This window comes from Lysinibacillus sp. SGAir0095 (assembly GCF_005491425.1).
Taxonomy (GTDB): Bacteria; Bacillota; Bacilli; order Bacillales_A; family Planococcaceae; genus Ureibacillus.
The window spans coordinates 2,569,627-2,590,930 of sequence record NZ_CP028083.1 but is presented as its reverse complement, the minus strand read 5'-3'; the positions used below and the strand labels follow the sequence as shown (position 1 = coordinate 2,590,930).

At 36.4% G+C, this 21,304-nt stretch carries 19 protein-coding genes and 1 other RNA gene; 17 read left to right on the top strand and 3 right to left on the bottom strand.

Annotated features, from left to right (window positions below):
• Positions 1-9: 9 nt before the first annotated feature.
• The 4 genes from aspS to C1N55_RS12755 all read left to right on the top strand — a co-directional run bounded on the left by aspS (position 10) and on the right by C1N55_RS12755 (position 5,649).
• On the top strand, positions 10-1,782 hold the full coding sequence (aspS, locus tag C1N55_RS12770; protein WP_137729187.1) for an aspartate--tRNA ligase: 1,773 nt from the start codon (positions 10-12) through the stop codon (positions 1,780-1,782).
• A 461-nt stretch (positions 1,783-2,243) separates the two neighbouring features.
• Complete coding sequence (locus tag C1N55_RS12765) at positions 2,244-3,410, top strand: IS256 family transposase (RefSeq protein WP_137729186.1); 1,167 nt, start codon at positions 2,244-2,246, stop codon at positions 3,408-3,410.
• Positions 3,411-4,547: 1,137 nt separating this feature from the next.
• A non-coding RNA gene (ssrS, locus tag C1N55_RS12760) (6S RNA) lies at positions 4,548-4,742 on the top strand.
• 145 nt (positions 4,743-4,887) lie between these two features.
• Positions 4,888-5,649, top strand: coding sequence for a tRNA threonylcarbamoyladenosine dehydratase (locus C1N55_RS12755; protein WP_137729185.1), 762 nt, complete (start codon positions 4,888-4,890; stop codon positions 5,647-5,649).
• Between the two features lie 41 nt (positions 5,650-5,690).
• On the opposite strand, the gene C1N55_RS12750 is transcribed toward C1N55_RS12755, so the two are convergent.
• Complete coding sequence (locus tag C1N55_RS12750; RefSeq protein ID WP_168193854.1) at positions 5,691-7,151, bottom strand: methyl-accepting chemotaxis protein; 1,461 nt, start codon at positions 7,149-7,151, stop codon at positions 5,691-5,693.
• A 161-nt stretch (positions 7,152-7,312) separates the two neighbouring features.
• On the opposite strand from C1N55_RS12750, the gene C1N55_RS12745 reads away from it, so the two are divergent.
• From C1N55_RS12745 to C1N55_RS12725, 5 genes are all read left to right on the top strand, one after another.
• Positions 7,313-7,714, top strand: a complete 402-nt coding sequence (locus C1N55_RS12745; RefSeq protein ID WP_137729183.1) for a hypothetical protein — start codon at positions 7,313-7,315, stop codon at positions 7,712-7,714.
• A 206-nt stretch (positions 7,715-7,920) separates the two neighbouring features.
• Positions 7,921-8,439 (top strand): hypothetical protein, encoded by a 519-nt coding sequence (locus C1N55_RS12740; protein WP_137729182.1) that lies wholly within the window; start codon positions 7,921-7,923, stop codon positions 8,437-8,439.
• A 352-nt stretch (positions 8,440-8,791) separates the two neighbouring features.
• The gene (locus C1N55_RS12735) at positions 8,792-9,352 is read left to right on the top strand and encodes a sigma-70 family RNA polymerase sigma factor (protein WP_168193853.1); all 561 of its coding nucleotides are present in this window, start codon (positions 8,792-8,794) and stop codon (positions 9,350-9,352) included.
• Complete coding sequence (locus tag C1N55_RS12730; protein ID WP_137729180.1) at positions 9,345-9,512, top strand: YvrJ family protein; 168 nt, start codon at positions 9,345-9,347, stop codon at positions 9,510-9,512. Before C1N55_RS12735 ends, C1N55_RS12730 begins: the two co-directional genes overlap by 8 nt.
• On the top strand, positions 9,499-9,711 hold the full coding sequence (locus C1N55_RS12725) for a hypothetical protein (protein ID WP_137729179.1): 213 nt from the start codon (positions 9,499-9,501) through the stop codon (positions 9,709-9,711). The genes C1N55_RS12730 and C1N55_RS12725 overlap by 14 nt, the downstream gene beginning before the upstream one ends.
• Positions 9,712-9,866: 155 nt before the next feature.
• Here C1N55_RS12725 and C1N55_RS12720 read toward each other — a convergent pair whose 3' ends face one another.
• Complete coding sequence (locus C1N55_RS12720; RefSeq protein WP_137729178.1) at positions 9,867-11,153, bottom strand: replication-associated recombination protein A; 1,287 nt, start codon at positions 11,151-11,153, stop codon at positions 9,867-9,869.
• 117 nt (positions 11,154-11,270) lie between these two features.
• Here C1N55_RS12720 and cymR point away from each other — a divergent pair, with 117 nt between their 5' ends.
• From cymR to C1N55_RS12695, 5 genes are all read left to right on the top strand, one after another.
• The gene (gene cymR / locus C1N55_RS12715) at positions 11,271-11,690 is read left to right on the top strand and encodes a cysteine metabolism transcriptional regulator CymR (protein ID WP_137729177.1); all 420 of its coding nucleotides are present in this window, start codon (positions 11,271-11,273) and stop codon (positions 11,688-11,690) included.
• Positions 11,691-11,770: 80 nt separating this feature from the next.
• Entirely contained in the window at positions 11,771-12,913 is a 1,143-nt protein-coding gene (locus tag C1N55_RS12710) for a cysteine desulfurase family protein (protein WP_137729176.1), read from the top strand.
• A 21-nt stretch (positions 12,914-12,934) separates the two neighbouring features.
• Positions 12,935-14,056, top strand: coding sequence for a tRNA 2-thiouridine(34) synthase MnmA (mnmA, locus tag C1N55_RS12705; RefSeq protein ID WP_137729175.1), 1,122 nt, complete (start codon positions 12,935-12,937; stop codon positions 14,054-14,056).
• A 119-nt stretch (positions 14,057-14,175) separates the two neighbouring features.
• Positions 14,176-14,835 (top strand): tetratricopeptide repeat protein, encoded by a 660-nt coding sequence (locus C1N55_RS12700; protein ID WP_137729174.1) that lies wholly within the window; start codon positions 14,176-14,178, stop codon positions 14,833-14,835.
• Between the two features lie 250 nt (positions 14,836-15,085).
• Positions 15,086-16,300, top strand: coding sequence for a NupC/NupG family nucleoside CNT transporter (locus C1N55_RS12695; RefSeq protein ID WP_137729173.1), 1,215 nt, complete (start codon positions 15,086-15,088; stop codon positions 16,298-16,300).
• A 205-nt stretch (positions 16,301-16,505) separates the two neighbouring features.
• Here the strand turns inward: C1N55_RS12695 and hisA are convergent, their stop codons facing one another.
• Positions 16,506-17,264, bottom strand: coding sequence for a phosphoribosylformimino-5-aminoimidazole carboxamide ribotide isomerase (gene hisA / locus C1N55_RS12690; protein WP_137729172.1), 759 nt, complete (start codon positions 17,262-17,264; stop codon positions 16,506-16,508).
• Between the two features lie 175 nt (positions 17,265-17,439).
• Here hisA and C1N55_RS12685 point away from each other — a divergent pair, with 175 nt between their 5' ends.
• The 3 genes from C1N55_RS12685 to C1N55_RS12675 all read left to right on the top strand — a co-directional run bounded on the left by C1N55_RS12685 (position 17,440) and on the right by C1N55_RS12675 (position 21,257).
• The gene (locus C1N55_RS12685) at positions 17,440-19,929 is read left to right on the top strand and encodes an SF1B family DNA helicase RecD2 (protein WP_137729171.1); all 2,490 of its coding nucleotides are present in this window, start codon (positions 17,440-17,442) and stop codon (positions 19,927-19,929) included.
• Between the two features lie 124 nt (positions 19,930-20,053).
• The gene (locus C1N55_RS12680) at positions 20,054-20,710 is read left to right on the top strand and encodes an SIMPL domain-containing protein (RefSeq protein WP_168193852.1); all 657 of its coding nucleotides are present in this window, start codon (positions 20,054-20,056) and stop codon (positions 20,708-20,710) included.
• Positions 20,711-20,834: 124 nt separating this feature from the next.
• The gene (locus tag C1N55_RS12675) at positions 20,835-21,257 is read left to right on the top strand and encodes a DUF1801 domain-containing protein (RefSeq protein WP_137729169.1); all 423 of its coding nucleotides are present in this window, start codon (positions 20,835-20,837) and stop codon (positions 21,255-21,257) included.
• Positions 21,258-21,304 lie beyond the last annotated feature (47 nt).

Below are 21,304 nucleotides of genomic sequence, written 5' to 3'. Positions count from 1 at the left end.
GGAAAGAATATGGCTCAGAGAACACATGCATGTGCTGATTTAAACGAACAACAGCAAAATGAAAAAGTAGTATTAAAAGGATGGGTACAAAAACGCCGTGACTTAGGTGGGTTAATCTTTGTAGATTTACGTGACCGTAGTGGAATCGTTCAAGTTGTATTTGGGGATGAAGCTAAAGATGCACTAGCGGTAGCAGAAAAGATTCGTAACGAATACGTGGTTGAAATCGAAGGAACAGTTGTTCTTCGCGATGAAAGTCAAGTCAACCCGAACATTAAATCAGGTAAAATTGAAGTGATTGCTTCTTCTATTATCATTATAAACGAAGCAAAAACGCCTCCTTTTGCAATTGATAATAAAGTTGAAGTTTCTGAAGATTTACGTTTGAAATATCGCTATTTAGACTTACGTCGTCCAGTAATGTACAACACTTTTAAATTGCGTTCGGATATTACACGTTCAATTCGTAATTTCTTACAAAACGAAGGCTTCTTGGAAGTAGAGACACCAATCCTAACTAAATCTACTCCAGAAGGTGCACGTGACTATTTAGTACCATCACGTGTACATGAAGGTGAATTTTATGCGTTACCACAATCACCTCAGTTATTTAAACAATTATTAATGGTTTCAGGATTTGAAAAGTACTTCCAAATTGCTCGTTGCTTCCGTGACGAAGACTTACGTGCAGATCGTCAGCCAGAATTTACACAAGTTGATATTGAAACATCATTTATGTCAATGGATGAAATTATTGGCATGAACGAGCGTTTGATACAAACGGTAATGAAGGAAGCTAAAGGCGTTGATGTACAACTTCCATTCCAACGTATGTCTTATAAAGAAGCAATGGATCGTTTTGGTTCAGATAAACCTGATGTTCGCTTTGGACTTGAACTTGTACAGCTTTCTGAGATTGTTCGTGATTCTTCGTTTAAAGTATTTGCTCAAGCTGTTGAGTCAGGTGGCGAAGTAAAAGCGATCAATGTAAAAGGTAACGCGGACAAATATTCACGTAAAGATATTGACGCTTTAACTGAGTTTGTTAAAATCTACGGAGCAAAAGGCTTGGCTTGGTTAAAAGTAACGGAAGAAGGATTAAACGGTCCTATCGCTAAATTCTTTGAGGGTGAAATTGCCGAGAGCCTAATGGATGCAACAAATGCAGAAAGCGGAGACTTACTATTATTCGTAGCTGATTCATCGCCGGTTGTTGCAGCGAGCTTAGGTGCTTTACGAAACAAATTAGGGAAAGAACTAGAACTAATTGATGAATCTGTTTATGCTTTCCTATGGGTTACAGATTGGCCGCTACTTGAATATGATGAAGAAGCAGGTCGTTACACAGCTGCTCACCATCCATTCACTCGTCCGTTTGCAGAGGATATTGATAAAATGGAAACAAATCCAGCAGAAGTTCGCGCACAAGCCTACGATATCGTGTTAAATGGTTACGAATTAGGTGGGGGGTCATTGCGTATTTACGAACGTGACCTACAAGAAAAAATGTTCAAATTATTAGGCTTCACAGAAGAAGAAGCTAAAGAACAATTCGGATTCTTATTAGAAGCATTTGATTACGGAGTACCGCCACATGGAGGGCTTGCATTTGGACTAGACCGCTTTGTAATGCTTCTTGCTGGCCGTACAAACTTACGCGACACTATCGCATTCCCGAAAACTGCTACAGCAAGCTGTCTATTAACTTCAGCTCCAAGCGAAGTATCTGACGCACAATTACAAGAATTAAGCTTAGCAGTGACAAAGAAAAAAGAAGACTAACCACTAATAAAAATAGGTAACGCAATCGGCTGATCGAATCCAGCTGTTTGCGTTATTTTTTTTGGTTTTAATGGTGAGTGGGTGAAGAGGACGATGGGGAAGGAACTTGCGGATAATTAAAACGAAATCAGATATGCTAATAGTCCGCGAGAAGCAACGTCGAGGACAATAGAAGCGAAAATCAGATGTTTATAGTCCACGAGAAGCAGCATCGTGGACAATAGAAGCGAAAATCAGATGTTTATAGTCCACGAGAAGCAGCATCGTGGACAATAGAAGCGAAAATCAGATGTTAATTGTCCGCGAGAAGAAGCATCGTGGACAATAGAAGTAAAAACCAGCCGTTAATAGTCCGCGAGAAGGATTAAGTCCATATAATTGTGTAAAAAGAAAAAGAGTCATTTTATTCTCTCTTGGATACAATGTTTTCAGCGACGATAAACATGAAAGAGGGAATAATAATGACTCAATTACAGTTTAACTTAGATATGGACTTTTTAAAAGATTCTGTACTAAATTCTGACTTAAATACAGTGGTTAAATCTGCTTTAGTATTAGTTTTAAATGAGTTTATGGAAAAAGAAAGAGACGAATATTTAAATGCAGCGGCTTATGAGCGTTCGAATGATCGAATCGATTACCGAAATGGCTACTACGAGCGTGAAATCGTTATGAGTGTTGGAAAACTAACTTTAAAAGTTCCTAGAACTCGCAACGGTGAATTTTCTACTAGTGTGTTTGAAAAATATGCTAGACATGATCAAGCGTTGATTCTATCGATGATAGAAATGGTTGTAAATGGTGTCTCCACAAGAAAGGTAACTCAAATTGTGGAACAGCTTTGTGGTGAAACTGTATCAAAATCACTCGTGTCTTCACTGACTCAAAAACTAGATCCCATTATTAACACTTGGGCAAACAGACCTTTAAACACGACTTACTATCCTTATATTTTTCTGGACGCAATGTATATTAAAGTGCGTGAACATCACCAAGTTGTATCGAAGGCTGTCTATATTGCAACGGCTATTACAGAAGAGAATAAACGTGAAATTTTGGGTTTAAGTGTAGACCATGTGGAGAGCTATGATAGCTGGAGTCGTTTTCTTCAACACTTAAAATCCCGAGGAACTCAATCACCCAAGTTAGTTATATCTGATGCTCACCAAGGTTTACGAAAAGCCATCCAACGCGAATTCATCGGAACTACATGGCAAAGATGCAACGTACATTTTAAACGTAATATTATTGAAAAGCTGCCGAAAAAGGATTCAGGAGATTTCCGTCTCATGATTAGACGTATCTTTGATGCAGTTACCCTTGATGATATGCGCAAATTTAAAGATGAATTAATGAATCAGTATGCAGAAGAACGCAGATATGAAAAAGCACTTACAGTACTAGATGAAGGTTTCGAAGATACCATTCAATATATGAATTTTCCGAAAGGTATACGTGTCAATATTCGAAGTACGAATTCTCTGGAACGACTAAATCAAGAAGTACGTAGAAGAGAGAACGTAATCCGTATCTTCCCTAATACCCAATCTGCCTTTAGATTAGTTGGTGCTGTGTTAATGCACTATCAAGAAAACGATTATTCAAAAAGAACAGGACTTTCTAGATAGTATTTCTGATTTATCTTGTCAACCTTAACTCCCGCCCAGGGAGTATCTCACATTCCGTAAAGGCTATCAAAGTGAAAAGAGCCTTTGACAGCCTTTACGGAATATGAGTGATTAACCCATGGGAGTTAAGGGAGAAAAATGTAGTGGGTGGATAATTTATTACCCCCAATTTTTACAATTAAAATTTAGTTGAAAACATTCGTATTGAATTTTACACAATAACTTGGACTTGACTGCGAGAACTGCGAGAAGCAGTATCGTGGACAATAGAAAAGAAAATCAGCTGTTAATAGTCCGCGAGAAGAAGCATCGTGGACAATAGAAGTAAAAACCAGCCGTTAATAGTCCGCGAGAAGCAGTATCGTGGACTATATAAGTAAAAACCAGATGTTAATAGTCCGCGAAAAGAAGCAACGTCGTGGACAATAAAAGCGAAAATCAGATGTTAATTGTCCGCGAGAAGCAGCATCGTGGACAATAGAAGTAAGAACCAGCCGTTAATAGTCCGCGAGAAGCAACGTCGTGGACAATAGAAGAGAAAACCAGATGTTAATAGTCCGCGAGAAGCAGTATCGTGGACAATAGAAGTAAAAACCAGCCGTTAATAGTCCGCGAGAAGCAGTATCGTGGACTATAGAAGCAAAAACCAGATGTTAATAGTCCGCGAGAAGCAGTATCGTGGACAATAGAAGAGAAAACCAGATGTTAATAGTCCGCGAGAAGCAGTGTCGTGGACAATAGAAGCGAAAACCAGATGTTAATAGTCCGTGAGAACCAGTATCGTGGACAATAGAAAAGAAAACCAGATGTTAATAGTCCGCGAGAAGAAGCATCGTGGACAATAGAAAAGAAAACCAGATGTTAATAGTCCACGAGAAGCAGTATCGTGGACTATAGAAGTAAACCATTGCCCCATCTGATACAGATTTCTATCATCTTCAATGAAATATTACTTAATATAATTTTACTAATAAAATGAAGATTGAACTTTAGCTAGCACTCATAACAAATGTATTATAATTAAAATAAGACAAATCTACTATTCACTATTCAAATTGATTCATAAAGAAAAAAAATTAATATTTTCGCCTGTACATATTGAAAATTCAGATAATTATTGTTATTATATATTTAACACGAATCCTAAAGTGTTTGTGAAGCTTTTATTACTGTTTTGACCGAACAACAAATCGTTGGGAATTCATATTTTGCTTTGGCGAACAAGCCCTACAAATGGACGAGGGAAGTTTAAAGAAGTAAAGAGAGTACCCACCTGTGAATAAGCGGGTTCAAAACGATGCTTTCCTTGCTAACGGCATATTTGGGATTCGTCATGCCAAAACTCTCCTATAAGTCTAGGAGAGTTTTTATTTTTTCCAATGTATACTTTTTTTCGGTTTTGGATTCAAATTTACTTTAAGGACTTTAATATGTTATAATTCCGAGTAGTAAAATACAGATTGAGAGGCATACAATTATGTTACATCAGTTTTCAAGAAATGAACTAGCGATCGGAAAAGAAGGACTTGAGGTATTAAAAAATACGACTGTAGCTATCTTAGGAATCGGTGGAGTAGGCTCCTTCGCAGCAGAAGCGTGTGCTCGTAGTGGTGTTGGGCGTATTATTTTAGTGGATAAGGACAACGTGGATATTACCAATGTCAATCGACAATTAGTGGCGTATCTTTCGACAGTTGGAAAATCAAAATCGGCTGTTATGAAAGAACGTATTGCAGATATAAATCCTGAGTGTGAAGTAATCGATATGCATATGTTTTATACTGAAGAGACTTACGAAAATTTCTTCGAGCAAAATATCGATTTTGTTATTGATGCTTCTGATACGGTGATGTATAAAATCCACTTGATGAAAGAATGTCTAAAAAGAGGTATTCCAATTATTTCTAGTATGGGTGCTGCCAACAAGATGGATCCAACCAGATTCCAAATTGCTGATATTTCTAAGACGCACACAGATCCATTAGCGAAAGTAATTCGTACAAAGCTTCGTAAAGAAGGTATAAAGAAAGGGGTTATGGTAGTCTTTTCAGATGAATCCCCAATCGTTGCACGTCCAGATGTTGTGGAAGAAGTCGGAAATCCGAATGCTCAAATTCGAAAAGCTAAAATGCCACCTTCTTCAAATGCATTTGTACCTTCTGTTGCCGGGTTGATTGCAGCTAGCTGGGTAATCAATCAGATATTAAAAGATGTGAAAATCACAAGAGTAAATCATTAATATAAAAGGGGGTGTCTATAATTACGAGACACCTCCTTTCTTTATTGGCGAATACTTAATGTTTGATGATAGGTTTCTTCAATATGCTTTGAAACCTGTAGTTGTTCGTTATTTACTGTTTTCAAAATAATATTTAATTGATCTACAGCAGCTGTTGATTCTTCTATGATTGCAGCAAAGTCGGTTGTACTTTCTTGAATAGCTTTACTATTCTTTTCAATCATATTTACAGCTTCAACAAATTGAATTAGGTCATATTTTAGAGAATTCATTGATTCAAATAACTCTGTAAATGTTTTATTTGAACGTTCAGCAGTTTCGATTTGGTTTGTCACATGCTGCAAGCCGTTCTCTAGTTTTAATAAAGCGTCTTGATTATAAGCATTTACTTCAGATAAGTTTTGGTCTATTTTAATTAGGGTTTCATCAGTAGTACCTGCTAATTTGCGAATTTCATCTGCAACAACTGCGAATCCTTTTCCATGTTCACCAGCACGGGCTGCTTCTATTGAGGCGTTAAGAGCAAGTAAATTTGTTTGGTTCGTAATACCTTGAATTGCTAGGGCAAATTGATTTGTTTCAGTAATCTTTTTCGAAAGAATATGGAATGTGTCATTCAATTGAGTGAAGAATGTTTTAAATGAGTCGATTTCATTTGATAATTCATTCATTGAATTTGCACCTGAAATTGCACTTTTACTGGCAATTTCCGCGTTCTCAACAATCGTATTCAATTGTACTTGTATTTTTGAGATTTCTGTAGTTGTCGCCTCTGTACTATGAACGATTTCAAATACATGGTCAGATTGACGCTGAGAGCCCGCACTCACTTCTTGTATGGAAGTAATCATATCGTTTTGTGCATGTGAGGCATTGGACATGCTTTTTGTAATCGTTTCTAATTTTGATGTAATATTTTGTACAGCCAAGTCCAGATGACTGTGTAAATTTTGTTCATGGATTGCTTTTTCATTTGCCTCAACTATCAAGCCTTCAATATTATGAAGCATTTTTTTATTTTGACGAACTTGAAGAATAACTCCTAAAGCCATTAATGTATGAACAACGAAAACGTTTGCAGGGTCAATTGCAAAACCTTCTGTATCTAACGTAAAGTTTAAGATTAAACAAATTAGCGAACCGATGTAACCAAGTGCAAATACTTTATATTGGTTGTGAATGCTACCAATAATTAAGGCAAAGAAACTTAATACAATTGTTGCTAAAGTAACCTTATTCGTAATGATGGCTCCGTAAACTGTAAAGACAACAGCGATTAATACTAGATATGGAAATGCGGAACAGAGTATTTCCAATTTTCTTTGGAGTAGATAATAGATAAATACAATGATTACAGGTAACAAAACAGATAAGGCGATGCCGATAGGGCGTCCAATGACAAATTGAGCAACTCCTCCTAGTAAACTGGCAATTCCGTAAACTAACATCAAAATTGAATTTTTTTCAAATAGGTCTTCCTTTTTTAATTGATCCATATTCATGACGTAACCCCCTTTAGTACTATGTTTTTTGGTGGAAAAATAAGTATATTTTATTAATTTATACATGAATTTCTTCCTTTTGTCACTATATTAATAGAAAAAGAAGTAAACTTGTTTTGTATTGCAAGAGAATATAAATAGATGGAAACGGGGCAAAAACGATGAGTGAAATTTTTGAGCTTGAGTATCGAGGTTTAAATATATTTGATGAAATTAGTACCGTAGAAATAGCTATCGATGAGCTTAATAAAATTATTCATATATATGATACAAATCAAGTTGTTGAACCAGAATATAACTTTTCTACAAAACAATTTCAAATGAGCGATGGATTTTTGAAAATGTCGAAAGTATTATACGATAAGAAATTTTTTAACACACAAAGCGATACCGTTGAACATTGGATTAACCAAATTACTTGGATTTTTTATGGATCTAGAAAATCCATCATCATGTATGTAGAGGAAAATATTATAGAAATCTCAAAAGACAAACCTACCATTGAAAATCAAATCCCTAGAGACTGTTTACATACCAAATACGTTTTAAGGATATTAAAGTAATGTTATTTTCCTTAAATAATAATTTTCGACATTTTTTGCGAGAGAAGATTCTGAATATAGAAGTGAAATAATCTTCAAAAAAGAAACTTTTTTACATTTATATCACATTTTTTGTGTGAATTTTTAACTTCTCCAATATTATGCAGGCTATATTGTTATAGTATTCTTACCTTATGTTAAGGGGATTTAAGGGGAGGGGGATATAAATGTCGACAAAAGTGCCTTTGAAGAATGCGGTGTATTTACTTCAGCTTAAAGAGCAATTGGATGAGATTGTATTCAATGATATAGATACATCTCGAAAATGGGGAGTAGCCTATTCAAAGTTAGATTCGCTACTAGAAAATGCTACAATGTATTATAATGGCTTTAAAGAGGCTTATGGGGATAAGCCAAAAGAGAATACGACGGCTATTCTTTTTCTAAATGTTTCATACAAGTTAATCTATTTCCATACCATTTCTTATTATCACTCAAATGAAACGAATAAGGAAGCGGTCAAAAATCAAGCTTTGGAGTTATTATTGCTTGCTGCTAACTGCATACCTGATGCACGTAATGAAACTCACGCGGAATATTTAGATGAGATTGCGAAAAGCTATGAAGAAATTTCCCAGATACAAGGAAAACAAGTGGAATTTAAAAATTCAATCATAGAGCAAAACAATAGAATCATTGATTGCTTTAATTCCTATTCAAAAGCGTCGGGCTTGTTTTTAAAATAAACTGTTTAAAAGGGTAAGTCGTATTTTTACGACATTACCTTTTTTTTCATGAAAACATAATTCAATTTCCTCATTTTACCGTTTAAAGTTATAAAAAGGTTGTTATTTTGTGGAAAGATTGTCCTTTATAAAATACATAAATGCTAACTTGATTAGAATCCTTCATTACACAAATATATTTCCAAAAGTCCTAAGTTCTACAGTCAAATACGAGTAATTGCTGACTCAAAATTAGTCGAAAGAATAGGATATTTTATTAAAAAAATCTTCAATAATTTGGTATATTTACTCTTTTAAGGATTTATGGTTTTCACTATAATGAAACAAATGTTCTTTTAAGGGGGGTATGAAGATGGAGGATACTCAATTTAAGAACCCGTTATTACAAGCTTTTCTAGCCGAACTGGAACATTTAGAGCTTTATAAGCAATATTGTAATTCACCAAATGAATGGTTAAAGAAATTAATTGATGAACGTTTTGTACAATTTTATATTCGAATTCGTGCCATCGCATATTTTTCTAAAATAATTTATTTTACTGCTAGGCATTTTGACAAGGAAAGAAGAAAATACGAAAAACGATATGTATTAACTCTGGATAGCTCTAGTTGTGATGATTATGGAAGTAAAAATGAAGGGGCAAATACTTTAAAAGAAATGATTGTGGACGAATCAGCATCGATTCATTTTCAAGAAAGGTTGAGTCATGAATTAGATCAGTATATCCAGCACCCCATTCTTTATCGAGCTATACAGTCATTGAATGAAAGGCAACAACAAATTTTATATCTGGCCTATGTTATTAACATTTCTGATACCGAAATCAGTAAAAAGTTAAATGTGACGCAACAAGCAATATCAAAATCCAAAAATAACGCTTTAGCGAAAGTGAGGCGATTGATAAATGCTTGATGAACAATTAATTAACTTAATTAGTAACAATGGTTTTCCAATTATCATCTCGATTTACCTATTGTTGAGGTTCGAAAAAAAGATTGATTGTCTTGAACAAACGATTCAAGCTTTACGATTTGATGTAGATTCTTTGAAGAGAAGGAGTGATTCCGATTAAAGAGTATATTTCACCTATAGAGTTGATAGAACTTCTTAAACCGAAAATTAAAAAGGAATTAAATCAAACAGATCCAAAAAACCGTGATGATTTAGAACATGAAATCATACTAAAAATTTTAGAAGGATTAAAGACAAAAAAGTTTCAAAGAATGCCAACGTTTTTTGAATTACTAGAAAAGGAACAACAACAGGGATAATCCTTTCAATAAATAATTAATCAGATGAGATACACATTTATTAAAAGGGGTTTGGTTATGGCAAATAACAACCTTTTATAAAAAATATTATTTTGAATTTATGAAACCTGAATAAATAAGGAGTTCTCCTGAAGGAAGGGGACAACTCCTTATTTTTATTTCTCTTTTTTAAAGGTTTTTAACCGCTCATAAATTGCAGCTGAACGCTTTTCTTCACCTGCTAAAATTGGTTTGTAAAATTCTATATCCTTAAGGTTTTCAGGCAAGTATTCTTGATTTACCCATCCACCAAAAGTACCGATTGGATGGTCATGGGGGTATTGGTAGCCTACATGCCCTAAAACTTTTGCCCCTGCATAATGACTATCTCGAAGATGGAGTGGGATGTCGCCGGTTTTTCCTTCATGAATTGCCACAGTTGCCGCATCTAAAGCAGAGTAGGCAGAATTTGATTTAGGAGATAAACACATTTCAATGACTGCACTAGCTAATGGAATACGTGCTTCAGGAAGTCCTAAAGTTTTTGCAGATTCCGTAGCAGCATACACATGAGCACCCACAGCTGGATTAGCTAGGCCGACATCCTCGTATGCCATTACGAGCAATCTTCTACATACAGCAATTAAATCTCCATTTTCGAGAAGGTGTGCCAAATAATAAACCGCCGCATTTGTGTCACTGCCGCGTACTGATTTTTGTAGTGCAGACAAAAGATTATAAAAGTGTGTACCACCCTTATCTCCATAGACACCAATTCTTTTTGATAAGTGATCAATTATATGATCCTCAACGATAGCTTTCCCACCAACTTCATCCGAAGCATAAAAGATAGATTCTAATAGTGTTAAAGCTTTTCGTGCATCCCCATTTGAAGCAAGAGCGATTTTGTTGACTTGTTCTTCTGTAATGACGATATCCTCTTTACCAAGACCTCTCTCCGTGTCGGTCAGGGTTGACTTTATTAGTTGAACAATATCTTCTTGGTTATGGCGTTTAAGCTGAAGGATCTCTCCGCATCTTGAGCGAATGGCTGGATTAACATCATGGAACGGATTTTCTGTTGTTGCTCCTATCAAAATTATTGACCCATTTTCTACATGGGGTAATAGGGTATCCTGCTGTAATTTATTAAAACGATGAATTTCATCTAGGAATAATAGTACTTTTCCTGCAATCCTTGCTTCGGAAACGATTTGTTCAACATCTTTCTTTCCTGCATTTGTTGCATTCAGAGCAAAAAAAGGAAGCTTTGAGCTGCCGGCAATAGCATAGGCTATCGAGGTTTTACCGATTCCAGGCTCCCCGTATAAAAGCATTGAGGGAACATGTCCATTATGGATCATTTTGTATAGTGCTGTATCTTTTCCTATTATGTGCTGTTGCCCAATAACTTCATTTAAGTTTCGTGGGCGCATTCGGTATGCTAAAGGTTCGTTGTGCATGTCCTCATCCTCCCTATGACTTTTTCTACTTTCTATATTAGTGCTTTTCCAAGTGGAATAAAAGGATTTATGATATACTTGAGCTAAAGAATGGACAAGAAAAATAGAGGTGTTATAATGAAAATTTCTACAAAGGGTAGATACGGATTAACAATTATGATTGAATTAGCAAAACATTATGGAGATGGACCAATACCTTTGCGTCAAATTGCAGCAGAAAAGGATTTATCTGAAGCTTATTTAGAGCAACTTGTTTCTCCACTTCGAATTGCTGGCTTAGTTAAAAGTGTCCGTGGAGCATATGGTGGTTATTTATTGGCATTACCTCCTAACAAAATCTCGGCAGCAGATGTGATTAAAGTATTAGAAGGACCAATTCAACCAGTCGAAGGAATTGAAAACGAGGAAGTGCCACAGCAGCAATTATGGATGAGAATTCGTGATGCTGTGAAGAATGTACTCGATACAACATCAATTGAAGACCTAGCAAATTATAATGACGAAACCGATGTAGATGGTTACATGTTCTATATTTAATGTAGAAAATCATGAAACTTAAACTTTCTATTTATACTATTAACTGTTCACACAGTTTTTAAAGGAGCATTTGACTTAAAATGGAAACAATATATCTAGACCATGCCGCGACATCACCCATGCATCCAGAGGTTATTGAAGTGGTGACCAAAGCTTTTTTCCAAACTTACGGGAATCCTTCGAGTATTCATACGGCAGGTAGAAATGCGCGAAAGGTTTTAGATGATGCCCGCACTAGTTTAGCCCGTGCAATTGGTGCGAAAGATACGGAAATTATCATCACGAGTGGTGGAACTGAAGCGGATAATACAGCGATTTTTGGCGTGACAAATGCGCTGAAATCCAAAGGGAAGCATATTATCACAACACAAATCGAACACCATGCCGTTTTAAATACATGTGAAAAACTTGAAAAAGAAGGTTATGAGGTCACTTATTTACCTGTAGATGAGAGTGGACGCATCTCTGTAGAATCCTTCAAAAAAGTTTTACGAGAGGACACTATTCTTGTAACAATCATGTATGGGAATAATGAAGTAGGTACTGTTCAACCAATCGCAGAAATTGGAGAGCTTTTGAAGGAGCATCAAGCCGTTTTCCATACAGATGCAGTACAGGCATTTGGTTTAGAAAAGTTAAATGTGGATGAGCTTCAAGTCGATTTACTAAGCGTTTCTAGCCATAAGTTAAATGGTCCAAAGGGAATTGGATTTTTATATCAAAGAACAGGTACCAATTTAAATGCCACATTTATAGGTGGTTCTCAAGAGAAAAAAAGAAGAGCGGGTACCGAAAATGTACCAGCTGCAGTGGGCTTTGCAAAGGCCGTTGAGATTGCCCAAAATGAGATGGAAAAGAAACGTGCACAGTACCTGCAGTTTCGAGATATTTTCTTAAATATACTTGATCGTGAAGAAATCGACTATAAAGTAAATGGCAGTACCGAGCATTCATTATCACATGTCTTGAATATAAGCTTCAAAGGAATGGACGTTGAATCATTTTTAGTAAACTTAGATATGTCAGGTGTATATGCATCCAGTGGTTCTGCATGTACAGCCGGTTCAATCGATCCGTCACATGTTCTTGTAGCGATGTTTGGGACAGAACGTGAGGAGCTTCGTAATTCAATTCGTTTTAGTTTTGGATTAGGAATTACAGAGGAAATGATAAAAGAAGCGGCCTTGCGCACAGCGAAAATTGTGAAAAGGCTTGCGAATTAATATAGAAAAGGTGAAACGACAATGGTAGAAACAAGAGACCCATCACAAATCCGCGTAGTTGTTGGTATGTCTGGTGGGGTCGATTCGTCAGTTGCAGCCTACTTACTAAAAAAACAAGGCTATGACGTCATCGGAATATTTATGAAAAACTGGGATGATACAGACGAATTTGGTGTATGTACAGCAACAGAGGATTATGATGATGTAATCAAAGTATGTAATCAAATTGGCATCCCTTATTATGCAGTTAACTTTGAAAAACAATATTGGGATAAAGTATTTACTTATTTCCTTGAAGAATATAAAGCAGGTCGCACACCAAACCCTGATGTTATGTGCAACAAAGAAATCAAATTTAAAGCTTTTCTTGACCATGCGATGAAATTGGGAGCCGACTATTTAGCAACAGGCCACTATGCACGTGTAGAAGAACGTGATGGTGAGGTCGCAATGCTCCGCGGAATTGATAATAATAAAGACCAAACCTATTTCCTAAATCAATTATCACAAGAGCAATTAAAGCATGTAATGTTCCCGATTGGGGATATCGCAAAACCTGAGGTTCGTAAAATTGCAGAAGAAGCAGGTCTTGCAACTGCAAAGAAAAAAGACTCTACAGGAATTTGCTTTATTGGTGAACGAAACTTCAAAGAATTTCTAAGTCAATATCTACCTGCACAGCCAGGTAAAATGGAAACGTTTGATGGACGGGTTATGGGTACACATGATGGTTTAATGTACTATACAATAGGCCAACGACACGGTTTAGGAATTGGTGGAGATGGCGATCCATGGTTTGTAATTGGAAAAGACCTGGAACGCAACGTATTGTATGTTGAGCAAGGCTTCCACCATGATGCCCTTTACTCAACTTCATTAAAAGCGGTTAAAATGAGTTTTACATCAGGCAAGGAAAAAGCAACTAAATTTAGCTGTACTGCTAAGTTCCGTTACCGTCAGGAGGATTCTCCAGTAGAAGTGGAGCTTTTAGAAGATGGAACAGCACTTATTACCTTTGAAGAGCCAGTTCGTGCAATTACACCAGGTCAGGCTGTTGTATTATATAATGGTGAAGATTGTCTTGGTGGCGGTACAATTGATGAAGTATTCAAAGATAGTGAGAAATTAACGTATGTAGGGTAAGAGATAATGCCAAAATAGCTGTCTTTTAAGGTAGGTAACAATCCCTGTCTACATAAGTGTAACGAAGGCTTATTATTTATTCATTTTATGATAAGTTCCGTGTTTAGAGGTGAAAGAGAATGGATTATAACGAAATAGGAATACTTGCATTTCAAGAGAAACGATATGAGGATGCAGCGAAAGCATTTACTGAAGCAATTGAGAACAATCCGGGTGAAGCAATTGGATATGTTAATTTCGGGAACTTACTCGCTTCTATGAACGACGTTGAACGTGCGGAGCGATTTTTTCAAAAAGCAATTACAGTAGATGAAACAACTGCAACTGCTTATTATGGATTAGCAAATTTATATTACAATGCGGAACGTTATATCGAAGCGGCGAAGCTATATCAAAAAGCAATAGAGCATGGAATTCAAGGAGCAGATGCATACTATATGCTGGCTAAATCCTTTGAACGTGATGAAAAAGTAAAGCTTGCCTTACCATATATGCAAAGAGCAGCTGAACTCGCACCAAATGATTTGCAAATTCGTTTATCGTATGGGATTTTACTTTGTACATTAGAAATGTTTGAAGTTGCAAAGGGTGAACTTGAATTTGTTCTGGAGAATGAGCCGAAAAATGCGGATGCTCATTATAATTTAGGGGTCCTCTACGCAGTTTCTTCCGAAGAGACAGAACTAGCAATGGAGCATTTAAAAGAAGCATATACGATTGATTCCAACTTTGATCAAGCAAAATATATTTACGATATGATTAGCCAAAGAATTAATTAAAGCATATTGCAGTAATAGAACAAGCTTTGACACATAGAAAAAGGAGTTGTCTCAAAAAATTTTGGACAACTCCTTTTTGCTTTGAAAATTTATTTTGAATGATTTCACGAATAAGCAAGATACTAAGAGAAGAAATATTGTTTCTTTCGTTTTGATACGGGAATAAGATTTAATAACTGCTCCTTTTATTTTTCCGTGTCTTGTGATTTTAGTGAAATCCATTTTCTAAATTTGTAAAGCAGGTGTCTAGATGAATATCTTATGGGGTATCTTAGGAATTTTTGTTGTCTTATTAATAGCATTTGCCTTTTCAAGTAATCGAAAATCCATTAATTGGAGAACGATTGCGGGAGGGCTAGCAATTCAATTGATTTTCGCTTTTATTGTTTTAAAATGGGAATTTGGCAGAAAAATCTTGCTTGATTTGTCAAATGCTGTTCAAAACTTAATTAGTTATGCAAATGAAGGAATATCCTTTTTATTTGGTCCATTAGCTGATACTAATTTCACAGGTGGAATGGTTTTCGCACTTAGTGTTTTAACAATCATTATCTTCTTCTCTTCGTTAATTTCTGTTTTATATTATCTGGGAATTATGCAGCTTGTCATTAAAATCCTAGGTGGGGGACTATCAAAAATGCTAGGTACTTCCAAAGCCGAGTCAGTTAATGCTGCTGCCAATATATTTGTTGGTCAAACAGAAGCACCCTTAGTGATACGCCCTTTTTTAGGGAAGATGACAAAATCAGAGCTATTTGCAGTGATGACTGGTGGATTGGCATCGGTGTCTGGATCGGTACTTGTGGGCTATTCATTGCTGGGTGTTCCATTGGAATATTTAATTGCAGCAAGCTTTATGGCCGCCCCTGCCGGATTAGTAATGGCAAAGCTAATGCTGCCGGAAACAGAAGAGGTGGATGAATCAAATTTTAAATTAGACAAAGATTCTGAATCTGTCAATGTCATCGATGCAGCTGCTCGCGGTGCTGGAGACGGTTTGAAACTTGCAGTGAATGTAGGTGCGATGTTACTTGCTTTTATTGCATTAATTGCCTTAATAAATGGAATATTAGGTGGAATTGGAGGTCTATTTGGTTTTAGTGGTCTAACCCTTGAAGGAATTTTAGGCTATGTATTCTCTCCATTAGCTTTTGCAATCGGAGTTCCGTGGAGTGAGGCAGTAGAAGCAGGTTCTTTTATAGGGCAAAAGCTTGTATTAAATGAGTTTGTTGCCTATTCAAATTTTGGACCGGTCATCCCGGAGCTTTCCGAAAAAACGGTTATGATTATTAGCTTTGCATTGTGTGGATTTGCCAACCTAAGCTCAATGGCCATCCTAATTGGCGGTCTAGGATCAATGGCTCCGAGCAGAAGACCAATCATTGCAAAACTTGCAGTAAGAGCTGTAATAGCCGGTACACTTGCTTCACTAATAAACGCAGCCATAGCTGGAATGTTCTTATAGAAAAAAGCGTACAGATCTAATTTGATTTGTATGCTTTTTTGTGTTTAGGTATCGATTACTAAATGTAGTAAAATGAGGCACAGTGACAAATTTAGAGTTCGCATCCTACTATGTAAGCTGCGAACTCATATTGAAAAATTTCGTGAGTAGGTAATTTTAGGTTTTAAGGTGGTTAGAGCTTCTTGTGTATTTACGATTGACTCAATTATTTTGTTTCACAAAATGACACAACCTTGCGATAGCTTAAATCGCCACCGAAAATGTCTAGTGCACTACCAATTGTGACATGAAGTCTGCCTTTAGATAGGTTATTGAATTTTTGTAAGTCCTCTAGGGATCTTACACCACCTGCATATGTAGTTGGAATGGATGTCCAAAGCGCTAAATCCTGCACCAGCTCTTCTTGCATACCACTGCGCTTTCCTTCGACATCTACTGCATGAATCAGTAACTCATCACAATATTGTTCGATTTCAGAAATAGATGCTTCATTTACCTCAAAGTCACTAAATTTTGTCCATTTATCTGTTACGACAAACCACTTACCATCTCGTTTTCTGCAGCTTAAATCGATGACGATATGTTCTTTTCCTACTTTTTGTACGAGTTTTTCTAATCTTTCCATATCTAATTTTCCGTCATGGAAAATAAAAGAAGTAACTATAATGTGCGTTGCACCTGCATCAATATATTTTTTGGCATTTTCATCGGTTATTCCGCCACCTATTTGTAAACCGTTTGGGTATGTTTTTAATGCAAGAAAAGCTGCTTCCTCGTTTCCCGTTCCGAGCATAATTACATGTCCACCTGTTAAACCATCTTTTTTAAACATTTCTGCATAATAAGCTGCATCGTAATCTGAAATAAAGTTCTCAACTACGCTTTTATCTTGATAGCCTAATGTACTTCCGACGATTTGTTTCACTTTCCCATCATGCAAATCAATACAAGGTCTGAATTCCACTATTCTTCACAAATCCCTTCTTATCTCAACTGTGTATTTAAATACGATTATCCTCATAATTATCATAGCATTTCGAGTTGGAAAATTCGAGGCAGCTTATCTTTTTCATTAAAAGACAGTTAAACATTCATATGGTAAAATTATAAGTATTATGGCAAGAGAAGGGGTAGTAGGGATGGCAGAAAATCTTAATTTATTTGAAGTGAATAAATTGTTTATTCTTGGCCGTCCAATTGTGTCCATTTTTCATAATGCGACAAATATGTATTCAATTGTTCGAGTAAAAATACAAGAAACAAATTTACAGTATGATGACAAGGAAATTATCGTTGTAGGCTATTTTCCAAAATTAAACGAAGAAGAACTATATCGATTTACGGGGGTTCTAAAAACTCATCCTAAATATGGTCAGCAGTTTCAAGTGGAAACCTTCGTTAAAGAGGTTCCAGCGACAGAACAAGGTATCATTCATTATTTATCGAGTGATTTATTTTCAGGTATAGGTCGAAAAACTGCTGAAATAATAGTAGAAAAATTGGGAGTAGATGCGATTCGTATCATTATGGAGGATCCCTATGCATTAGATAGCGTTCCAAGGTTAAATGAAGAAAAGAAAGCGAAAATTCGCGAGACACTAGAACAAAATCTTGGCCTCGAAAAGGTCATGATCAAGCTAAACGAATGGGGTTTTGGTCCACAATTAGGGATGAAAATCTATCAAACATATCGTGAAGAAACAATCTCACTTCTTACGGAAAATCCGTTTCGGCTAATCGAGGATGTAGAGGGTGTTGGATTTGGACGGGCAGATGAGCTGGGCAGTAAACTAGGAATCACAGGGGCACACCCAGATCGCATCAAAGCTGCGGTGTTACATATTTTAACAAACGCATCCCTTTCTGACGGACATGTATATTTAGACGCAGAGCATGTTTTACCTGAAGTGAAATCTATGCTAGAACAACGTCAGCCACATGAAATACCTTATGAAACGATTTCAAAAGCGATTATTGAAATGCGGGAGGAAAGCAAAATTTGCGGAGAGGAAACTCGTCTTTATTTGCCCTCCTTATATTTTAGTGAGGTTGGTATCGCCTCCAAAATACTAGAGCTTTTAAATCAAAACGGAAAACAGCGATTTACCAAGGATGAAATTCGTAAGGCAATAGGAGAAGTTGAAGATCGGTTAGAGGTATCATACGCTGAAACGCAAGCAATGGCCATTGAATGTGCCCTTAATTCTTCTCTTATGATCTTAACTGGCGGTCCAGGGACAGGGAAAACGACTGTCATTCGCGGATTCGTTGAGGTTTATGCAGAGCTTCACGGGTTGTCATTAAATCCTAAGGAATATGCACAGAAAGAAGAGCCGTTCCCGATTGTTCTGGCTGCACCAACCGGTAGAGCGGCAAAAAGATTAGCTGAATCTACCGAGCTTCCGGCAATGACAATCCATCGATTACTAGGTTTTAATGGTCAAGAAAAAGAAGAAGAGACAGAACGAGAAATCGAAGGACGACTTATCATTATTGATGAAATGTCGATGGTTGATACTTGGTTAGCACACCAACTTCTTAAAAGTATAAGTGAAGGTGTACAGGTTGTTTTCGTAGGGGATCAAGACCAGCTGCCTCCAGTAGGACCTGGACAGGTATTAAAGGATTTATTGGCATCAAAAAAAATCCCTACTGTTGAATTAACGGATGTTTACCGTCAGGCAGAAGGCTCTACGATTATTGAGTTAGCACATCAAATTAAAAAAGGGAATATTCCAAGCACAGTAGAAAATAAAACAAGTGACCGTTCATTTATTAAAGCCTCAGCTGACCAAATTGCAAGTGTAGTTACACAGGTTGTCAAAAGTGCGGTTGCTAAGGGGCAATCAATAAGGGATATTCAGGTGCTGGCCCCAATGTACAAGGGGCCAGCCGGTATTGATATGCTAAACAAGAGGATTCAGGAACTAGTTAACCCAAATGATGATGGGAAAAGAAAAGAGCTTGTCTTTGGGGACGTTACTTATCGAATCGGAGATAAAGTATTGCAGCTTGTCAATCAACCGGAAAGTAATATTTTTAATGGCGACATGGGCGAGGTTATTGCCATAATTCGAGCAAAGGAAAATATCGAGAAGCAAGATTTACTCGTTGTCTCCTACGATGGAAATGAGGTTACATACCAGCGTGGAGATTTAAATCAAATTACCTTGGCATATTGCTGTTCGATTCACAAATCACAGGGAAGTGAATTTCCAACTGTTATTATGCCAATTGTTCGAGGCTATTCAAAGATGCTTCGCCGTAATCTCCTATATACGGGGATTACTAGGGCTAAGAACTTCTTAATTCTTTGTGGTGAACCAGATGTCTTTACAGCTGGATTATCCAAAACGGATGATTTACTTCGATTGACAAGCTTAAAAGCTAGATTAAACCCAATGGAAATCGAAGAAGTGACAAAAAAAGCTGGAAATGAACAGGTGGAAGTTTCTAAAGCGACTAATGAACCGCCTGATATAGAAGAGCAACAGAAAGCAATCAATGTGAATGGGGAAATATTGGAACCAGTACTAAATACGGATACAGCTCCATATATCCATCCCCTAGTTGGAATGAATGGTTTATCACCATATGACTTTTTAGATGAAAAGGAGAGCATTAAATAAAAAATTTGCCCCGTTTTCAAAGGTGTTACTCGTCTGATCAAACTTCAAGTATCAGCTAAAAATGAATACAAATAATCTCCTTTTTTGAGCATATAGTAATTCTATAAAAAGGAAGGTGAAATCCGTGGATTATATAAATGTTCATCAACACCATTCTCATCAAGCACGTATTATTACTGTGGAAGGCAGTAGTAAGTTTGAAGTGAAACCGGATTACGCAACAATACAAATTGAAGTTGTTACTCAATCAAAAGATTTAAGCGAAGCACAAAGAGAAAATTCGCTGAAAATGAATCAATTAATTCAATCGCTATTGGCAATGAGTATAGATAGAAATAACATACAAACTGCTTTTTTTAATGTATTTCCTGGCTATGATTATATTGATGGAAGGCAAGTATTTAGAGGTTATGAGGTAACGAACGCGATTAATGTCGAGGTCCATGATTTAAATAAGATTGGAATTATCATAGATACAGCAATAAAAAATGGTGCAAACCGCATTTCTCGGCTGGAATTTAAACTGGAAAACGAATCAGTGTATTATCAAAAGGCATTACAATTAGCTCTTAAAAATGCCCAAGAGAAAGCGAATGCTATCGCCTCTGCACTAAAGCTTTCTTACATGCCTGTTCCAATTGAAATTACAGAAGAGACTTCTGGCGGGCCGATATTATTGAAATCAGTTGCAGTCGCAGGGGTGCAAAGCTCTTTTGATACCCCTATAGAACAAGGGTTGATAACAGTTGAAGCAACGCTAAAGGTAAAATATCAATATTAATGTGTGGAGAACTTATATTGTAGGTTCTCTTTTTTTGTGAAAGGAAAAACAGAACTAAATGCCGAATTTATCAAGATCTACACGAAAAATTGAAGAAAAAAGAAAAGAGGAGTGTTAGAGTGCTATGACCAAATACGAACAAAAAACAAAAGAAACAGATCAAAGTGTTATAGAATTTATAGAAGCTGTAGAAAGTCCGAAAAAAAGAGAAGATGCTTATAAACTATTGAAAATTTTTGAAGAAACTTCTGGTTTTGAGGCGAAAATGTGGGGACCAAGTATTATTGGGTTCGGTTCATACCATTATAAATATGAGTCTGGTCATGAAGGGGATGCACCACTTGTAGGGTTCTCGCCAAGAAAAGCTAAAATTAGCTTATATTTTGCTACGGGTGATAGTCAGAGACAAGAAATATTAGAACGGTTCGGAAAGCATACTACCGGAAAAGCTTGTGTATATATTAATAAATTCGCTGACGTTGATGAGGAGGTATTAAAGGAATTAATCATGCAATCGATTAAATTTTTGCGAGAAATGTATCCTTAAGCATGAAACTTTTACGACCTTCAAGCGTAATTAGAATAGATACTAAT